The following is a 17,254-nucleotide window of genomic DNA, read 5'->3' as shown; positions in this document are numbered from 1 at the left end:
CGTCAGCGGTCAAGTGAAATGCGTGACAGGTAATGCAAATTGCAATGCGCCGTTCTCACGATGTATCGCGGGGCCGTCTTTCGTCTGTGATCCAGCCCACAAATGCCGCGACGTTCTACGCCGCCTTGCGCGGGATGCTGTGCCGCATCCGGATGCATGGCGTCCACGATCTCCGCTTGTTAAGGTTAGCTGGCCGGGCGCGACGCCCGCACCTGCGCCGCTTCCCAATCGTCGAGTCCCGATGTCAGCAAGCCCATTGATCGCCCGCACGGTCCCCGCCTTGCGACGCGCCGTCGACAATCTCCGCAAGCGAAAGGCCACGATCGCGCTGGTCCCGACCATGGGGGCGCTCCATGACGGGCATGTGTCGCTGGTTCGCCTCGCCAAGCGGCGCGCCAGGCGCGTCGTGGTGTCGATCTTCGTCAACCCGACCCAGTTCGCCCCGACCGAGGATTTCGGTGCCTATCCGCGCACCTGGAAGGCCGACATCGCCAGGCTCGCCGCCGAGGACGTCGATATCGTCTGGCACCCCGGCGTCGCGGCCATGTATCCGGAGGGCTTTGCCACCCGCATCGTGCCGGAGGGGCCGGCGCTCGCCGGCCTCGAGGACCGCTTCCGCCCGCATTTCTTCGGCGGCGTCGCCACGGTCGTCGGCAAGCTGTTCACGCAAGTCCGGCCGGATGTCGCGATCTTCGGCGAAAAGGATTTCCAGCAATTGCGGGTGGTGACGCAGATGGCGCGCGACCTCGACCTCGGCGTCAAGGTGATCGGCTCCCGCACCGTGCGCGAGCGCGACGGACTCGCGATGTCCTCGCGCAACGTCTACCTCTCGCCCGAGGAGCGCCAGACCGCCATTGTCCTCTACCGCGCCATGAAGGAAAGCGCCGGGCGCATCCGTGCGGGCGATGCGATCGCGCCGGCGATGGCGGGCGGCGCCGCGACGATCAAGGCCGCCGGCTTTGCGCTCGACTATTTCGAGCTGCGCCACGCCGAGACCTTGGCAGCGGTCACATCCCGCAAGGACGGCCCCTTGCGGATCCTGGTCGCGGCCAAGCTCGGCACCACCCGGCTGATCGACAATATGGCTGTTTAGAGCAGTCCGAGGTCACGCAGCTCGCGCCGCATCGGCTCCGGCATCGCCGCAATCGAGCCGGCGGCGGACTTGCCGAGATCGGCCGGCACGGAATCGTCGGTCAGATAGCGCCAGCCCTGGAACGGTCGCATCGGCCGCGGCGAGACCGAGATCACTTTCGGCTGCATCACGATCCGGCAGCGCCCGATGCCGTCCTTGTCGCGGAACGGCTCGATGCCGATGATCTTTTCGCGCGCGGCGATCTCGCCCTTGATCACCCAGTAGAGCGAGCCGCCGGCGAGGATCTCGGCGTCGCGCTTGGGCACCATGCGGGTGATGTGGATGTGACGTTGCGGCAGACCCTTCTTCTTGGCGGTCTGCATCCGTTCGGCCACCCACTCCTTCAATTCCTTGACGGAGTCGCAGCCTACGGCAAGCTTGATCAGATGGAGTGGCATGCCCAAGCATTAGCCGGGCGACCCAGCATTTGGAATGCCGATCTACTCGTTATCCGCAGCCGCGGGAGCAGCGGTCGAGGCCGGCGGCGGCGCGAGCGGAACCGGCGCAGCAGGCGCACGCGCAGCCTTTTGGGGCGGCGGCTTCTTCGCAGCCGGCGGGCTCGATGCCGGAGGCGCTGTGGCCTGTGCGGAGGCCGGGGCGGACGCACGCGGTGCTGCCGCCGCATTCGCGGCCGGCGCCGCCTGGCGCGTCGTTGCCGTGGGCTCCGGATTCATGATGCTCACCGGCGGCGTCGAGGACGCACTCGGGAACTCGGCATTGGTCGGCTTGCCCGTCGGCATCGACGGCGGCAGTCCGGCGAGCGCGGCGCTGGCCGGCATCGCCGGCGCGGCGGCGGGTGCGTTCCAGGTCGGCGCATAGCGCGCAACCAGGGTCTCGTAGAGATGGGAGTCCATGTTGGCGGCGACCTGCTGCTGGTCGGACAGCGAACGGAACGCAGCGCACTCGAACTGCGTGCAGCCGTCGCGTGCCACCAGCACATGCGCAACGAGGCCGTAGCGATCGCGCTCGAGCGACTTGCGCAGCACCTTCATGTCGAGGGTCAGGCTCTTCTCGGCCGTGGCGACATCGCCGAGCGCGGTCAGGCGGTCGATCCTGGCCGCCGTGTAGGAAACCGCCGCAGCCGCAGCATCAGGCGCGCCGAACAGCGCCTTCTCGCACCCGGCGCCAACGGCTTCGCCGGCGAGATCGTCGAGACAGGACAGCGCAGGCAGGCTCGCGCTCACCACAGCTTGCGCGCGCGCCTCGGCCGGAGCGGACGGCGCGTCCGGTCCGTAGAGACGCATCGTGGCTGCGCCGGCGATCGCGATGGATAGCAGGGTAATGACGGTCAACGCCCCGTTCGCGACCGATCGGTCGGCGCGCAACAGCGTGATCAGGAGGATCGCTCCGAAGCATCCGGCAGCCGCCAGCGTCATCCACATCGGGAAGGCCGGCGAGAGCCAGATTTGGTCGAGCGAAGTGGCCCATGCCCAGTTCATGCGCGACGTCCCCTCACGCGAGCAAAGAGCGGATGGTCAAGCGAGCACCGCGAGTCGGCAACTGCCCCCGCCCACCCTTGTGAAGGTGAAGCGGGCCTTTTGACGGCGGCAGAGTACAATTCCCGGGAGGCGCCTATGCACTGACGGCGTCAGCGTTCAGGAGAGCGCGAGCTGGCTTTCCTTGGCAACGCGCTCGAAGGCTTCGGTCGAGCTTTTGATCCGGTACTGGCAGTCGTCGCCATCGGTCGGAAGCAGACGGATGACCTCATACGCGCCGCTCGCAGCCGGACGCGCGACATTGCTGGCCGTGAATAGGACGCGCGTTCCCACGGGGAATTTGTGCTTCAACACCCTCTCCATTACTCAAACAGCGCCGGCCTCGCCCAGTGTCCCACAGCGATGGCCGGCCGGAAACCCGGGTGGTTGTATAGCACGCGCCGCGCCGATTTGGCCAGCGCCATGCGGGCATGGCACGCGCTCGAATATTGCAGTTATTTCAGAATGATAGGGCGACAGCTGGCGGGCCGATGATACCGCCGGAGCAGCTCATTCCCTTAGGCATGTCGCAGGCGGTGTCGCAGCCCCACCCCCCACCGTCCCCTGCGACCGAAGGCTGCCGGCCGTCCCCGTCAGACCCTGCGTTCAGGCGTCCTCGAACTTGGCGATGACGAGCGTTTCGGCCAGCCCGTCACGCGTCCATTCCTGGAACGCCGGCAGCGCCATCATCGTCTCCATGTAGGCCCTGGTGTCCGGCGCCACCTCGATCGCATAGGTGCGGAAGCGGTGCACGACCGGGGCGTACATGGCGTCCGCGGCACCGAAGCTGCCGAACAGGAACGGTCCGTTCGCGCCGTAGCGGGTACGGCACTCGCGCCAGATCTCCTCGATGCGCGCGATGTTGGCCTTGGCGTCCGCCGACAGCGCCACGGGGCGGATCAGCCGATGCAGGTTCATGCCGCATTCGTTGCGCAGCGCCACAAAGCCGGAATGCATTTCGGCGCACACCGAACGGGCATGCGCGCGCGCGGCGACGTCGTCAGGCCACAGCTTCTTCTCAGGGTAGCGCTCGGCGACGTACTCGATGATGGCGAGCGAATCCCAAACCGTGACGTCGCCGTCGACCAGCACGGGCACCTTGCCGGCGCGGCTGAAGGACAGGATCTGCTCCTTGTCGGCGGGATCGTCGGTGTAGAGCGGGATCAGCGTCTCCACGAACGGGATGTCGTTGGCGCGAAGCGCGAGCCAGGGCCGCATCGACCATGACGAGTAGTTCTTGTTGCCGATCGCGAGTTTCAGCGCAGCCATGTCACTGGTCCTTCGTTAAGTCTTGCGGTTGCAGCCGCTTTTAGCGCCATCGCCTGCCGCCAATCAATCGTTGCTGCGTCCCGTCATGCGTGGCAATCGTTGCGATCCTTGCCAAGAGACAGACGTGAGACGGACATGAGCAGGCATTGGGTCGACATCACCGCCGTCGGCTTCTTCATCATTGAGTGGCTGGCCTATGCCCTGACGCTGGAGCACTCGGCCTATGGCCGCGACAGCCTGTCGGCGCGCATGAACCGCTATCGCGAGGTCTGGGTGCGCCAGCTGCTCGAGCGCGAGACGCGGATGGTTGACATGCAGATCATGGCTTCGCTGCAGAGCGGCACCGCCTTCTTCGCCTCCACCAGCCTGTTCGCGCTCGGCGGCGCGCTGGCGCTGCTGCACGCCACCAACGACGCGATCATGATCCTAGGCAAGCTGCCGATCGACCTCAGCACCTCGCCCGCTTTGTGGGAGCTGAAATGCGTCGGCCTCGTGCTGATCTGCGTCTACGCCTTCTTCAAGTTCGCCTGGGCCTATCGCCTGTTCAACTATGTCGCGATCCTGTTTGGCGGCATGCCGCCGGCCGCGCAGCGCGACACCCCCGAGGCCGAAGCCCACGTCATCCGCACCTCGCGCCTGTTCGAATCCGCCGGCCGTCACTTCAACCGCGGCCAGCGCGCCTTCTTCTTCGCGCTCGGCTATCTCGGCTGGTTCGTCAGCCCCTGGGTGCTGTTCGTGACCACGGCAGCGGTCGTGGTCGTGACCTGGCGGCGGCAGTTCGCGTCCAGCGCCTGGGCCGCGATGGCGCCCGAGGTGGTGAATGGTGATGAGGGAATCAAGCGCGGGCACTGAGTCATGTGTCCCGGACGCGATGCAGCGCGAAGCCCTGCTTCGCCGAGCCGGGACCCAGCGCCACACGGATCGCTCGGAGACATGGGCCCCGGCTCTGCAGCGCACCGTCGAAGTGACGCTGCGCTGCGTCCGGGGCACGTGTGAGTGTAGCGCTCGCAATGACGGAGTATGAGGCGATAGCTCGCTCTCCCAGTGACGGCTGTCATTCCCCGCGAAGGCGGGGAATCCAGTACGCCGCGGCCTCTCGATTCAATCACTGGCGTCTCGGCGTACTGGATCGCCAGCCTTCGCGGGCGATGACAGCGAATGTGTGGTCGCAGACGTGCATATTCATTCTCGCGGCTGATTTCGCCCGAGCTTTGCCTGGTCACTCCACCCTCTGAAAGCCAAGAGGGCACAGGGAAGGCCGGGTGCTGACATCGCACCCGCGGTCTGCTGCGCAAAATGCACACGCAGGAAAACCGCACAGCAGCATACAGGTGGTGCCGATCACTCGGCCTTCCCTGCGCGATGGTCGGACGGCTTATGCCGCGCTCTCCCGGGAGCCGAACTTTCCTTCTGGCCTCCCTCGCCCCGCGAATTAACGATGCAGTCTGCCCGGTTGGGCTCGCTCGCACCTCCGCGAAGGGGCTTGACCGTAGCAACGACGGCCAGGACCACACGGTTTTGCCGTACGCACGGCCCGCCATTTCGCCGCAGTATTCCCGGCCCTGTCGACGGAGCCGGAAACTTACAAACGAGACGAAGCCTAGCAGCGCCGTTCGTCCGCACGCGGCCGCGAGCTCACAGGGACTACCCGCCCTGCCCGCACCTCTCATGCCGACGCTGCCGCGTCCACCGCAAGCCCGGCTCGCGACGATGACGACCGCATGATCGCCCCTCAAGACTGAGCCGGGATGGGCGAGACATACGTCATTTCCGAATTTCGGTAAAGCGGAATATTTTCATGCGGACCGATTGACAGAGAAACGAAACACCCTGCTCTCGTGGCCCGGATGGAGCGCGAGCGTAATCCGGGACAATTCGAGATGCCGGGCGAGCAGCCCCGGACTACGCTTTGCTCCATCCGGGCTACACGACTAAACGATGACGCGCTATCCGCCGAAATCGTTCGGGCTGAACGGCAGGTCCAGCACCTTCCATTCCTCGTACAAATTGGCCGGCAGCATCTTGTAGGGCTGGCAGTTCTGCAGCGCGCTCGTCGCGGACTTGACGATGGCCACGCCCTTGGCGGACGGCGGCGCCTGGATCAGGATGGGCTCGCGCGCCAGCGTGCCGTCGGTGGCGAACACGGTGCGCAGCTTGACGTGGACGTTGTCGGTCGGGGCGACGCCGGGCGGCAGCTTGGCGCAGCCGCGCAAATGACGGCGAAGCTCCGCGATGACCTCGGGCGGAAGCTTCGCAGCGATTGAATCGTTGGCATCGCCGCCGTCGTCCTTGGCCCCTTTCGGCTCGACCGGCAATTCGGGCGGCAGGCCCAGCATGACCCCGTACTTGATCGTGACGTCCGGCTGCGGCGTCCGATAGGCCGGCGGCGGCGCGGCCTGCGGCATGGGCTGAGGCTGGGCTTGCGGTTGCGCGTTGGCTTCACGCTGCTTCGAGGCCTGCGAGGGTTGCGGCTGCTTCTGTTGCGGCTCCGGCGCAGCCTGCTGCGATGGCGGTGGTGCTTCCGCCTGCGGCCTGGCCGCAGGCTTCGATGCCTCCAGCTTCTCAGTGACATCCGGCTTCGGCAGCTTCAGATCGGGGAGCGGCTCCGGCGGCTTCGCCTCTTCCTTCTCCTCGGCCTTGGCTTCCTCCTGCTTCACCTGCTCCGGCGTGACGATGTCGACCATGACGGTTTCGGTCGGCTGGCTGCGAAACGGACGGACCTCGCTGATCACGACGATCAGCGCCACCAGCGTCAGATGGGCGATCGCCGAGGCGGCAATGTCCGTCCGTATGATCTTCCGCAGTTCCATCGATCGATCTGGGTTGCCGCCGCGGTCCTAGCATACCCCAGGTCCCTCTCAATCCCATTTCGGGGCGAAGCCAAAGTCGGTGAGGCGCCCCTTCGGATTGGCGAGCGCGGCGATGCGGCTCATCTCGTCTTCCGACAGCTCGAAATCGAAGATCTCGATGTTTTCCGACAGGCGCTCGATGCGCGAGGTGCGCGGGATCGCTGCGACGCTCTGCTGCACCAGCCAGCGCAGGCAGACCTGCGCCGGCGTCTTGCGGTGGACGCGACCGATTTCGGCCAGCGTCTGGTCGGACTTGATGCGGCCCTTGGCGATCGGGCTGTAGGCGACGAGGGCAAGGCCATGCTGGTCGCAGGCCGCCCTCACCTTCGCTTGATCGAGATAGGGGTGATACTCGACCTGGTTGCAGACCAGCGGCTCCGCCGAGAGCGCGACCGCCTGCTCGATCAGCGCCACGGTGAAATTGGAGACGCCGATGTGGCGGGTCAGGCCCATCGTCTTCGCATGCGACAGCGCGCCCAGCGTCTCCGCGAGCGGAACTTGCGGATTGGGCCAGTGCAGCAGCAACAGATCGACCGAGGGAAGCCGCAGGCGAGCGAGGCTCTCCTTCACCGAGCGCTCGAGATCATTGGGGGCGAAATGGTTGGTCCAGACCTTGGTGGTGAGGAAGACGTCGTCGCGGCGCACGCCGGAGGCGCGCAAGCCGTCGCCGACCTCGCGCTCATTGTCGTAGACCTGCGCGGTGTCGATATGGCGATAACCGAACCGTAGCGCCTGCTCGACCACGCGCGCGGCCAGCCTTCCGCTCAGCTCCCAGGTCCCAAGACCGATTGCCGGAATCCTTGCGCCATTGGCCTCGACGAACAGCATGAGGAATCCTCTTCCGTTGCGGCAGCCCCGGACGTCATTATGGACCCGGTCGATGATGCTGCCAACGGAAGCCGCGGCAGCCTGACCGGATATTCGATGCTGGGCTAACGGGAGGTGTGCGTCAGGCCTTGGCCAGCGCCTGGAACACCGTGTCCGGTGCATGCGCGATCACCGCGAGCAGTGCGCGGGCCGGGCCGCGCGGGGCGCGCTTGCCCTGCTCCCAGTTGCGGATGGTCTCGACGGGAACGCCGAGCCTGGCGGCGAACTCCATCTGGGTCAGGCAGGCGCGCCGGCGCAGATCTCGCACCGCGAGCGGGCCGGTCTCAGCCGGCGCCGCATTGGCCGTCGGCGGAACCGAAAGCGGCTGGACCGGAAATTCCTGTCCATCCCGCAATTCGACGATCCGTCCGTCCGCCTTCAGCCGCAACCGCATGCCCATTCCCCCAAGCAGAGGCGATGATGCGGCAGGTCGCTTAAGGTCGGATTAAAAACGCAGCGCAGTCGCGGCACGAGGGTTAGAGTGCCCGCCGCCTCCCCCGTCATTGCGAGGAGCCCTTGCGACGAAGCAAATCCAGGATCTTTCCGCGGAGGGATTCTGGGTTGCTTCGCTGCGCTCGCAATGACGTGGAGAGAGCGTGCGCCGTTCGCTACTTCAACCCGAACCAGAGCGTTGCAATCCCGAGGAAGGAGAAGAAGCCGACGACGTCGGTCACGGTGGTCACGAATGTGCCCGACGCCACCGCCGGGTCGGCCCGCACCCGGTCCAGCGCCATCGGGATCAGGATGCCGCCGAGCGCGCCGGCGACGAGGTTGCAGATGATGGCGAGCCCGATGACGATGCCGAGGCCCGGGATCTTGAACCAGGCCACCGCGGCGATGCCCGTGATCACGGCGAAGGCGACACCGTTGACGAGGCCGACCAGAGCCTCGCGCATCACCACGCGCCAGGCGTTGGAGGAGCCGAGCTCGCGCGTCGCCAGCGCCCGCACCGCCACCGTCATGGTCTGGGTCGCGGCATTGCCGCCCTGGCTCGCCACGATCGGCGCCAGCACCGCGAGCGCGACCATCTTCTCCAGCTGGCCCTCGAACAGGCCGAGCACCGAGGACGCCAGGAAGGCGGTGGCGAGGTTCACCAGCAGCCAGTTGAAGCGGCCGCGGGCGATGGTGAGGAACGTATCCGACAGCTCTTCGTCGCTGGTGACGCCGCCGAGCGCCTTGAGGTCCTCGTCCGCCTCCTCCTCGATGACGTCGACGACGTCGTCGACGGTGATGACGCCGACGAGGCGGTCCTGGGTGTCGAGCACGGGTGCGGCGACGAGATTGTATTTGCCGAACATACGCGCCACCTCCTCCTGGTCCTCCAGGACGGAGACGCGGCGACGGTCCTCGTCGGTGAGCTCGGTCAGCGCCACCGGCCGGCGCGTGCGCAGGAGCACGTCGAGCGGCACCGCGCCCTGCCAGTGCTGCTCCTTGTCGACGACGTAGATCTCGTAGAAGCGGTCGGGCAGATCCGGCGTCTCGCGCATGTAGTCGATCGCCTGGCCGACCGTGAAATCCTGGGGCACGGCGATGAACTCGGTCTGCATGCGGCGGCCGGCGGAGTTTTCCGGGTATAACAGGCTGCGCTCGAGTGCGACGCGCTCCTTGAGCGGCAGCTTCTCCAGGATCTCTTCCTGATCCTCGGCATCGAGCGTTTCCAGGAGCTCGACCGCATCGTCGGATTCGAGCTCGCGGACGCCCTCGGCGACCGTCTCCGGCGGCAGCTCTTCGAGAATCTCCTCGCGGACGGTCTCGTCGACCTCGTTCAACGCCGAGAAATCGAAATCGCGGCCGGTGAGCTCGACCAGGCGGACGCGGTCGTCGGGCTCGAGGGCGCCGATCAGATCGCCGAGATCGGCCTCGTGCAGCTCCGCGACGCAGGCGCGCAGCGCCGCACTGTCCCCGGCCTCGATCGCACGGGCGACTTCCTCGACGAATTCGTGCCTGATATCACCGTCTTCATTGCGCATCGGCACGTGGTCCAGTACCGAATCCGCAGCGGATGGGGCAACGTCCAGATGTTCATCCATGGCGCGCCTCGCCGTTTGACAGGTTGGAACCGGTGGTGTGAGCTGATGGTTCAGGCAATACCCACAAGGCAAAGCCGAGCGCAATGGCAAAGATGCTGCGACTGAGGTGGACCTCGACCATGGCGGGCGCGCTCGTCGCAACCGTCATCGGCAATGCCGCGACCGTCATCGGCGCCGCCGAGACGGAGGCCGCCGAGTGCCCGCGCAAGGACGCGCTCGGCACCTCGCGCGTCCTCAGCGTCGATCCCAAGACCTATCCGCGCGTTGGCGTGAAGAGCTTTCCGCAGACGCTGCCGCTGGCCGATCGCGAGGTCGTGCTGACCTTCGACGACGGGCCGCACCTGCCGACGACGTCGAAGGTGCTGGCGGCGCTGGCACAGGAATGCGTGCGCGCGACCTTTTTCCTGATCGGCCAGCACGCCTCCGAGCATCCCGACATGGTCAAGCGCATCGCCCGCGAGGGCCATACTGTCGGCCATCATTCCTACTCGCATCCGTTCATGGGACGCATTCCGTTCGAGAAGGCCATGGCCGACATCGACCGAGGCATCGCCGCAGACGAAATGGCGCTGCACGGGGCCTCGACGACGACACCCTCGACGCCGTTCTTCCGCTTTCCCTATTTCGAGTCGACCCAAGCGCAGCTCGACCTGCTGCAGTCGCGCGGCATCATTGTGTTCGGGGCCGATTTATGGGCCAGCGACTGGGAGGAGATGACGCCGGAGCAGCAATTGAAGCTGGTCACCGAGCGCCTCGCCGCGAGCGGCAAGGGCATTATCCTCTTCCACGACAACAAGGCGCGCACGGCCGCAATGATGCCGGCCTTTCTGCGGTATCTGAGGGAGAACGACTATCGGGTGGTCCACATCGTACCGGTTGGCACATCACAGAAGAGCGCCGATACGCGCTGATGCCGGAATGTCACGCCGGGGCAAAATGGGGTGATTTGGGGCCAATTAACACTCTGTTCATGCTACCCCGTGAAGATGAGAGCGGCTGCGGCTGAACCGTTTTGAGCCATCTCCGACCTATCTAGGCGCGAATTGCATGGGGGCAGACGAGGTTCATGATCGGAAGTAGCGTTGTTTTGCGGACGCGATCGTGGATCGTCCTCTGTCTGGGAATGCTCACAGCCGGTTCGCCGGCCGCGCTCGCGGCCGACTGTCCCGGCCACCCCGACGCCCTCGGCACCTCCCGCACCCTCGTTGTCGATCCGCGCGAGCATCCGCTGATCGGCACCATGCAATACCGGGAGACGCTGCCGCTGAAGGACCATGAGGTCGTCCTGACCTTCGACGACGGTCCGATCCCGAAATATTCCAACCAGGTGCTCAAGATCCTCGCCGACGAATGCATCAAGGCAACCTTCTTCATCGTCGGCAACCAGGCCAAGGCCAATCCGGACGGCGTGCGCAAGCTGGTCGCTGCGGGCCATACCGTCGGCACGCACAGCATGGACCATCCGCTGACCTTCGACCGGATGCCGATCGAGAAGGCCGAGGCGGAGATCAATGGCGGCATCGAATGGACCGCGGCCGCGATGACCGATCCGTCGCAGCTCGCCCCGTTCTTCCGCATTCCCGGACTGATGCGCGCCGAGGGCATCGAGAATCATCTGATCTCGCGCGGCCTCCAGGTCTGGAGCGCCGACTTCCCGGCCGACGATTGGAAGCACGTCTCGTCCGACCGCGTCTACCAGCTCGCGATCCAGCGGCTGGAGGCCAAGGGCAAGGGCATCCTGCTGCTGCACGACATCCAGGCCCGCACCGTGGCGGCGCTGCCCAAGATCATCCGCGACCTCAAGGCACGCGGCTATCGCATCGTCCATGTGGTGCCCGCCACTGCCGAGCGGCCGGCGACGCCGACCACGCCGGTCGAATGGCTGCTGCACCCGCCATCCGAGACGACGCCGATCGCGCGCTGGCCGCGCGTGCCGCATTTCGTGTTCACGCAGACCAGGACGCTGCCGGCCCCCGCGCTCGCGGACCTCAATGCGCAGGCCGAGCATCAGTCGCTGCTGCCGCGCCGGAGCAAGGGACAGATCGACCTCGCATCCACCCTGCCCGTCCCGGGTCGCGATCTGTTCGCGATTCCGGAAGGCTCGGTCGAGGTGCTGATGTCGACGACCTCATCGCGGCGCGCCGCGAGCCGGCTCGCCATGGCGGCCGAGAGACCGCATCCGGCCAAGGACAAGGCGGCACAGGGCAGAGGCGCGAAGGGCAAGACGGCCAAGCTGCAGGGGCGACGTACCGCCCAGGCGGCGCCGGCCGCACCGGATCATGCCGCGCAGCCCGTCGACATCGTACCCAAGAGCACCGCAGCGAAGAGCAGCGCGGCCAAGGGCGCTGCCTCCAAGGGCGTAGCGTCCCGTCCGACCCGCGTCGCCAGCCTGAAAAAGCGAGTCTAAAGCGCGATACGATTAGGATGAATCATCATCGCGCTTTAGTTGTTGTTTATGCATGATCTTTTCGGAAAACCGCTTCGCACTTTTCCGGATCATGCTTTAGCTGCTATTGCCGCGTGATGGCCGCGACGCAGAGCAGCACGATCAGCGCCAGAAAGAACAGGTCCATGTAGGACTTGAGCTCGCCGTCCCGCCGCAGCCGCGCGACGTCGGCGATCACCTGCTTGCGCGCTGTGGTGCCACCCGAACCGTCGTTGATCGGAGCCTGAAGGCGCTTGGTCTCGGCCTCCAGCTTCTCGATCTTCTGGAAGAAGTAGAACGCCCGCAGCGTCGAGGCCGCGCGCATGGCGGCATAGACCAGCACCAGGATCGCCAGGATCGCCCGGTTCGGATACTTCTCCATGAAGTTCAGGCTGAAATAGACCACCGCCATGAAGGCGAAATTGGTGAGGAAGCGGTAGACGAAGCTGAGAAAGACCATGCTGGCTCGAACCTTGAGGGGGTCGCAACCCTATGGTGTTGCGAAGTGCGGGATCGGGACCCAGACCGGAACGGCGAGCCTGGATGTGGCCCGTCTACGCCAAGTTTGTTGCAACAAAGATACTGCCGGCCCGCAACTTGCCGCCTTTTAGCCGGACGCGGCCATAAGGCAAGCCGGAGCATGGCCTCTTGGCCCTGCCCGCGCAAAGCGCCCGCGATGGTCAATGGCGATTTGGTCGGAGGCGCGGTAAACTGCAGCCGCCGCCAGATGTGGGGTTCTTCCGATGTCGAAGAAGGGAATCACGGGCCACGACGACTGGGTTCTGACCGAGGCCCTCGCGACCGCCCTGGTCGCGCTGGAGCAGCTCGAGCCGAAGCACCAGCCGAATGCGCATATGGAAGACATCCGCAAGCTGCTCGCGAACGGCAAGGAGCCGGCAGCGGTGAGCCTGCATCTCGCCCAGGCCAAATGCCGCCTGTTTCCCGAGCTCGACCCGCTGCAGATCTACCGGGAATACGGCATCGGCGAGGAGTATGGCTGAGGCCGCCGGTCGAAGATCGAGCTCAAGGCCCGCCGGCGACCGATCCTGCGATCACCATGACCAGCGCGCCGAGGTCGATCTTGCCGTTGACGGTCAGCTCCTCCGAGCCCGTCGCCTCTCGGGCTCCCTGCACCTTCAGCGATTGCGGCCGGTCGGCGGCCTGACGCTGCAATTCGCCGACGATCGCTTCCTTGAGCTTCTCTTCCAGCATGGGCTCTTCCTTCGCGGATCCGCCCAGTCAAGACGCGAGCCCTCGCTTCGTTCCCCTCACGCAAAGCGCGGCGGCAGGCTGTGATGGATGTTGCAGGCTGCGATCGCGGCGTGACCGAACGCGACGGCGATCTGGTGCAGATCGGTCACGACGTCGCCGATGCCATACAGCCCCTTGATCGACGTGCGCTGATGGTCGTCGACCTTCAGATAACCGTCGGCGTTGTGCTCGGCGCCCAGAGAGATCGCGAGCTGCGCACGCACCTCCGCGCCCATCGCAGGATAGACCGTGTCGAATTGCATCGTGCGGCCATCGGCGAAGACCGCTTCGATGCCTCCCACCCTCCGCCGCAGATGCAGGTCCGGCGCGAACACGATGTCGACGCCGGCATCCAGCAGCTCCGAGGTTGCGCCCTGGTCGTCATCCTGTCCGGTTGCGAGCAGCGTCACGTCGCGTGAATAGCCGCGCATGAACAGCGCCTTGCTCGCGGCACTCCGAAGCGGACCGATGATTCCGATGCGGCGACCGATCGCCTCGAAGGCGTCGCAGACCGGACAATAGCGCAGCAGCCCATCGGCGACCGCTTGGCGCCATTCCGCGAAGGGCGGATGGATGTCGATGATGCCGCCGGCTAGAACGACGGTTGCGGCAGTCTGCACCTCGCCATTCCAGCCCACCGAAAAACCCTCGTCGTGGCGCTGCAAGGAGGTGACCTCGGCTTCCACGCGCGTGACGGCGAGTTCGCCCAGTTGCGCCGACATGCGGGCGATCAGCTCCGCGCCCGAGAGCCCGTGGACGAAGCCGGGCACATTGTGGCTGCGCGGGATCAGCGCAGCGCGGCTGGCGCCGGCATCGACGACGCAGACGCTGCGGCGGAAGCGCGCCAGATAGATCGCGGCCATCAGTCCCGCGGGGCCACCGCCAATGATGAGGCAATCAAACTGCGTGGGCGTCATTTGGGGTTCGGGTCCGCAAGGCCGGCGCCGGGCTCCTCGAAGCGTCCGCTGCGCGCGAGCCGGACCGCATTGCCGAGCGCGCGCGCCACATTCTGCACCTCCTGCTGGAATTCGCGGTCTTCATCGAGCGCGCGGTGCGAGGTGGCGTAGGACTCCATATAGCCGACATAGCCGTCGAGCTCGGCGAAGCGGCCCGCCGAGATCAGCTGCATGTCGGTCAGCCAGTCCGACAGGGCCCGGCGTACGCCCTCGGCGCCGACCGCATCGCCGTGAACGACGATACCGAAATGGCGGCCGGCGAGATGGCGCGGATAGGGCCAGCCCTTCAGCTCGATCGCCTTGGCTTCCGCGGCGTTCTTGCCGTGGGTCGAGGTCGGATCCGGATTGCCGCCGTCGGCGCAGACCATGCGGTCCATCATCGCCTTGAGACCGGCGGGCACGTGATACCAGTTCACGGGCGTCACGATCAGGATGCCGTGGGCCGCGACCCAGAGCGGATAGATATCGTTCATCCAGTCGTGGGTCTGGCCCAGCGAGTGGTTCGGATAGCAACTGCACGGCCAGTGACACAGCGGCATGGCGGTGCTGACGCAGGACTTGCAGGGATGAATGGTCTTGCCGAACTCCGAGGTGAGGCGCGACAGATCGAGGATGTCGACGGCAAATCCCATCTCGATGAAGACGGGCTCGGCCAGCTCGACCATACGCCAGCTCTTGGACATCTCGCCGGGGCAGGTATGCTCGTTGCGGGCTGAGCCGTTGATGATCAGGATGCGCGGCGTCGCGTCGGCATCGTCGTGGCGCCGCTGCGCCTCCAGGATTTTTGCGCGCGCATCGAGCCAGTCGACCGCGAGATCATAGTCGGGGTCGGCGAAGCCTGCGCCGGCCTTCCGCGTCAATGGTGCCTTGCGCGAATGGCTGTAGGCGTCCCAGGCCGCCGCGATGACGGCATCGAGCTCACGCCCGACCGGAGCAAAGGCGGGATCGACGAACTGGCGCCTGTAGCGCCGCTCGAACTCCTGGCGCGACAGCTCGACGGGCGGCATCCCCTTGCGAATGTCGGCATCCGTCATGCTGGCTCCTGGCGAGGTCGCTCACCGACCAACCCGGCGTCCAGCACGCGGTTCCAATCACCTATTGACGAACAAGCTCCTGCGGCGCATCGAATTTGGCGATCCGTTGATCGAGCCGCCACAGCTCGATGCGATGCACCTGGGCGAGCGAAGCGGCCTTGCGCTTGGCCTGCTCGTCGTCGTCGCAGACCAGGTTGATGCATCCGAACAACTGGCCGTCGGGATCGATCTGGAACGCGCGGTAGTGCTTGAAGCTTCCCATCAGGACGGTCCTCGTCGCGGCAACACGGGGGCGCTCAGCCAGTCCGTCAGGTTCGAGGTTAGTTCGTTCTGCTTGGCGCGCTGCAGCAGCATCTCGCGCTCCCTGCCGGGCGGCAGGCTGCTTGCGCGCTCGCGGGCCTTCTCGGCGAAGGCGACAAGCCGCTCCTGGAGCGACTGAGTCTGTTTCCTGCGGTTACGTTTGGCGGTCATGGGACTCACGCATGATGCGGTTGGGGAAATTGGCCCCGGCGGGGGATTAGGCGCCGGCGCCCAAGTTTTCGAATGTCTCAAGTCACTTGCCGGACGGGCGGCCCAGCCCGGCAATGCTCGTAGCTTCCGCCGCAATTCGCGGTTCCAGCATTTCAATAAGTTAACGCTGCGCGATTTTGCGCAAAGCGCAACGCAGGATCGATCGATCCGGGCGGGGCCGGAACCGAAATGCTGATTCGTATGTTCAAGAACGACTTGAAGGAGGATCATCATGGCAAAAGCAGCATGGAAACGACCGGGCTCGCCGATCGGTCGCAAAGGACCGCGCAAGGCAAATCCCGCCTACAAGCGCCGCGCGCGCGAGCCGTGGACGGCGGCGGACGTGAGCAAGCTGAAGCAGCTTGCCAAGGGCAACACGCCGACCGGCGTGATGAGCATCAAGCTGCAGCGCCCCGTCGCGGCCATCCGCAGCAAGGCGCAGCGCGAAGGCATTTCGCTGCGGCCCGCCAACCGCTCGCCCTACAACCGGCGAGCCAAAGCCGCGAAGCGGCGCTGACGACTGGCATCGCCGGGCTAATTCGGCGGCTGCAATCCCGGCGACCTCAGCCACTCACTCATCTGAGACCCCGTTTCCGCCTGACGCGCCTTGCGCAGGATCTCGTCGCGCGCCGCGCCGGGCGGAAGCAAGCTGGCCTGCTCGCGCAGCCGCTCCGCCTCGGCGGCGAGCCGCGCTTCCAGAGTTTCGACTTGCTTGAACTGATGTCGCGTCCTCATCAGGCGTCCTCCTGGTGCATGAGGTCGAGCGCGCCGTTGCGTTCGGACGGGTTGGTGGATGCCCGCAGCACTAGCCTGGCAGACGATCTAACGTTCCAGAAAGGGAACGGTTGCCTGTCGCGGCAAAAAGACTGGAGTTACGGTCCTTCTTGCCCACCAACGAAGCGTGTTCCTTCGGCTTCTTCGCAAGACTCGAGGAATGCTCGATGATTTGCGCCTCCAATTCCACCGCCGACAAGCAGCGTGAACCATTCCCGCGATATGGTTCGCAAAGCGACGGCACTGCTGCGCGCGAGCGATCATCTCGTTAGTGAGCAACGCCTGCGCGATGAGTTCGGGAGGCACAAAGCATCCCGCCCGGCCAGACCGGCGGAAATCCGGTCAAGACCGCTGACTTGATGATGGCTGATGGGCGATCAGAAGAGATGCGCGAAGGCAAGCCAGGCAGTCACGGCCAGGCACAGGATAACCGCGGCGTAAGGCAGCGCGATGCGCAAGACGGCAAGCTCCCCACCTTCAGCTCATCATCATCCAGACGATTGCGACCATCATCACGAGAAAACCCGTAACCGCAGTCGCGACAAAGGCCTGTTCGATGTAATCCATTGCCATCGCGGCCCCCTCTTGTTTCAGCCCGTACAATTTGACGGTTTGAGGGCCGCGGCGCGTTGGGCTATGTGAATTGGGGTCTTCTTTCGCTCCGCAGAGCGGTTCGCGCACT

The 17,254-nt window shown here is 65.7% G+C and carries 22 protein-coding genes; 6 read left to right on the top strand and 16 right to left on the bottom strand.

Annotated elements, in window-relative coordinates; translation table 11 throughout:
* The first annotated feature begins 241 nt into the window (after window positions 1–241).
* On the top strand, window positions 242–1,093 hold the full coding sequence (panC, locus tag AC24YW_RS35210; RefSeq protein WP_487487006.1) for a pantoate--beta-alanine ligase: 852 nt from the start codon (window positions 242–244) through the stop codon (window positions 1,091–1,093).
* On the opposite strand, the gene AC24YW_RS35205 is transcribed toward panC, so the two are convergent.
* From AC24YW_RS35205 to AC24YW_RS35190, 4 genes are all read right to left on the bottom strand, one after another.
* Window positions 1,090–1,530 (bottom strand): DUF1489 family protein, encoded by a 441-nt coding sequence (locus tag AC24YW_RS35205; RefSeq protein WP_091889570.1) that lies wholly within the window; start codon window positions 1,528–1,530, stop codon window positions 1,090–1,092. The two genes, panC and AC24YW_RS35205, sit on opposite strands and share 4 nt — an antisense overlap.
* Window positions 1,531–1,572: 42 nt before the next feature.
* Window positions 1,573–2,571, bottom strand: a complete 999-nt coding sequence (locus AC24YW_RS35200) for a hypothetical protein (protein ID WP_487487005.1) — start codon at window positions 2,569–2,571, stop codon at window positions 1,573–1,575.
* A gap of 156 nt (window positions 2,572–2,727) precedes the next feature.
* Window positions 2,728–2,931 carry a hypothetical protein gene (locus AC24YW_RS35195; RefSeq protein ID WP_152033469.1) on the bottom strand — a complete coding sequence of 68 codons (204 nt, stop codon included), beginning with the start codon at window positions 2,929–2,931 and terminating at the stop codon, window positions 2,728–2,730.
* 282 nt (window positions 2,932–3,213) lie between these two features.
* Complete coding sequence (locus AC24YW_RS35190; protein ID WP_487487004.1) at window positions 3,214–3,876, bottom strand: glutathione S-transferase family protein; 663 nt, start codon at window positions 3,874–3,876, stop codon at window positions 3,214–3,216.
* A gap of 135 nt (window positions 3,877–4,011) precedes the next feature.
* On the opposite strand from AC24YW_RS35190, the gene AC24YW_RS35185 reads away from it, so the two are divergent.
* The gene (locus tag AC24YW_RS35185) at window positions 4,012–4,728 is read left to right on the top strand and encodes a DUF599 domain-containing protein (protein ID WP_487487003.1); all 717 of its coding nucleotides are present in this window, start codon (window positions 4,012–4,014) and stop codon (window positions 4,726–4,728) included.
* Between the two features lie 1,094 nt (window positions 4,729–5,822).
* On the opposite strand, the gene AC24YW_RS35180 is transcribed toward AC24YW_RS35185, so the two are convergent.
* The 4 genes from AC24YW_RS35180 to mgtE form a co-directional block, all read right to left on the bottom strand.
* On the bottom strand, window positions 5,823–6,686 hold the full coding sequence (locus tag AC24YW_RS35180; RefSeq protein WP_487487002.1) for a hypothetical protein: 864 nt from the start codon (window positions 6,684–6,686) through the stop codon (window positions 5,823–5,825).
* A 48-nt stretch (window positions 6,687–6,734) separates the two neighbouring features.
* Window positions 6,735–7,553 carry an aldo/keto reductase gene (locus AC24YW_RS35175; protein WP_487487001.1) on the bottom strand — a complete coding sequence of 273 codons (819 nt, stop codon included), beginning with the start codon at window positions 7,551–7,553 and terminating at the stop codon, window positions 6,735–6,737.
* A gap of 121 nt (window positions 7,554–7,674) precedes the next feature.
* Window positions 7,675–7,992 (bottom strand): helix-turn-helix domain-containing protein, encoded by a 318-nt coding sequence (locus AC24YW_RS35170; RefSeq protein WP_487487000.1) that lies wholly within the window; start codon window positions 7,990–7,992, stop codon window positions 7,675–7,677.
* Window positions 7,993–8,200: 208 nt separating this feature from the next.
* Window positions 8,201–9,622 (bottom strand): magnesium transporter, encoded by a 1,422-nt coding sequence (gene mgtE, locus AC24YW_RS35165; protein WP_487486999.1) that lies wholly within the window; start codon window positions 9,620–9,622, stop codon window positions 8,201–8,203.
* Window positions 9,623–9,705: 83 nt separating this feature from the next.
* Here mgtE and AC24YW_RS35160 point away from each other — a divergent pair, with 83 nt between their 5' ends.
* Together AC24YW_RS35160 and AC24YW_RS35155 are read left to right on the top strand one after the other, a co-directional pair.
* Window positions 9,706–10,533 carry a polysaccharide deacetylase family protein gene (locus AC24YW_RS35160; RefSeq protein WP_487486998.1) on the top strand — a complete coding sequence of 276 codons (828 nt, stop codon included), beginning with the start codon at window positions 9,706–9,708 and terminating at the stop codon, window positions 10,531–10,533.
* Window positions 10,534–10,688: 155 nt separating this feature from the next.
* Entirely contained in the window at window positions 10,689–12,029 is a 1,341-nt protein-coding gene (locus tag AC24YW_RS35155) for a polysaccharide deacetylase family protein (RefSeq protein WP_487486997.1), read from the top strand.
* A gap of 103 nt (window positions 12,030–12,132) precedes the next feature.
* Here AC24YW_RS35155 and AC24YW_RS35150 read toward each other — a convergent pair whose 3' ends face one another.
* Window positions 12,133–12,507, bottom strand: a complete 375-nt coding sequence (locus tag AC24YW_RS35150; RefSeq protein ID WP_487486996.1) for a hypothetical protein — start codon at window positions 12,505–12,507, stop codon at window positions 12,133–12,135.
* Window positions 12,508–12,790: 283 nt separating this feature from the next.
* Here AC24YW_RS35150 and AC24YW_RS35145 point away from each other — a divergent pair, with 283 nt between their 5' ends.
* A complete protein-coding gene (locus AC24YW_RS35145) occupies window positions 12,791–13,048 on the top strand; it encodes a hypothetical protein (RefSeq protein WP_036013744.1) in 258 nt (85 codons plus the stop codon).
* Window positions 13,049–13,070: 22 nt separating this feature from the next.
* Here the strand turns inward: AC24YW_RS35145 and AC24YW_RS35140 are convergent, their stop codons facing one another.
* From AC24YW_RS35140 to AC24YW_RS35120, 5 genes are all read right to left on the bottom strand, one after another.
* Entirely contained in the window at window positions 13,071–13,259 is a 189-nt protein-coding gene (locus tag AC24YW_RS35140) for a hypothetical protein (RefSeq protein WP_487486995.1), read from the bottom strand.
* A gap of 56 nt (window positions 13,260–13,315) precedes the next feature.
* Window positions 13,316–14,215 (bottom strand): NAD(P)/FAD-dependent oxidoreductase, encoded by a 900-nt coding sequence (locus AC24YW_RS35135; RefSeq protein ID WP_487486994.1) that lies wholly within the window; start codon window positions 14,213–14,215, stop codon window positions 13,316–13,318.
* Window positions 14,212–15,288, bottom strand: a complete 1,077-nt coding sequence (locus tag AC24YW_RS35130; protein ID WP_487486993.1) for a flavodoxin family protein — start codon at window positions 15,286–15,288, stop codon at window positions 14,212–14,214. Before AC24YW_RS35130 ends, AC24YW_RS35135 begins: the two co-directional genes overlap by 4 nt.
* Window positions 15,289–15,349: 61 nt before the next feature.
* Window positions 15,350–15,550: a hypothetical protein gene (locus AC24YW_RS35125; protein ID WP_487486992.1), complete on the bottom strand. Its 201-nt coding sequence runs from the start codon at window positions 15,548–15,550 to the stop codon at window positions 15,350–15,352.
* On the bottom strand, window positions 15,550–15,759 hold the full coding sequence (locus AC24YW_RS35120; RefSeq protein ID WP_487486991.1) for a hypothetical protein: 210 nt from the start codon (window positions 15,757–15,759) through the stop codon (window positions 15,550–15,552). The genes AC24YW_RS35125 and AC24YW_RS35120 overlap by 1 nt, the downstream gene beginning before the upstream one ends.
* Before the next feature lie 271 nt (window positions 15,760–16,030).
* Between AC24YW_RS35120 and AC24YW_RS35115 the strand changes: the two genes are divergently transcribed.
* Window positions 16,031–16,315, top strand: coding sequence for a hypothetical protein (locus AC24YW_RS35115; RefSeq protein ID WP_487486990.1), 285 nt, complete (start codon window positions 16,031–16,033; stop codon window positions 16,313–16,315).
* Window positions 16,316–16,332: 17 nt separating this feature from the next.
* On the opposite strand, the gene AC24YW_RS35110 is transcribed toward AC24YW_RS35115, so the two are convergent.
* Together AC24YW_RS35110 and AC24YW_RS35105 are read right to left on the bottom strand one after the other, a co-directional pair.
* Window positions 16,333–16,533 (bottom strand): hypothetical protein, encoded by a 201-nt coding sequence (locus tag AC24YW_RS35110; RefSeq protein WP_487486989.1) that lies wholly within the window; start codon window positions 16,531–16,533, stop codon window positions 16,333–16,335.
* Between the two features lie 516 nt (window positions 16,534–17,049).
* The gene (locus tag AC24YW_RS35105; protein ID WP_487486988.1) at window positions 17,050–17,253 is read right to left on the bottom strand and encodes a hypothetical protein; all 204 of its coding nucleotides are present in this window, start codon (window positions 17,251–17,253) and stop codon (window positions 17,050–17,052) included.
* Between the last annotated feature and the right edge of the window lies 1 nt (window position 17,254).

Source organism: Bradyrhizobium sp. USDA3516 (genome assembly GCF_057651995.1).
Note: the sequence above shows the minus strand (reverse complement) of the source record. Positions and strands in the feature narration are given on the sequence as shown.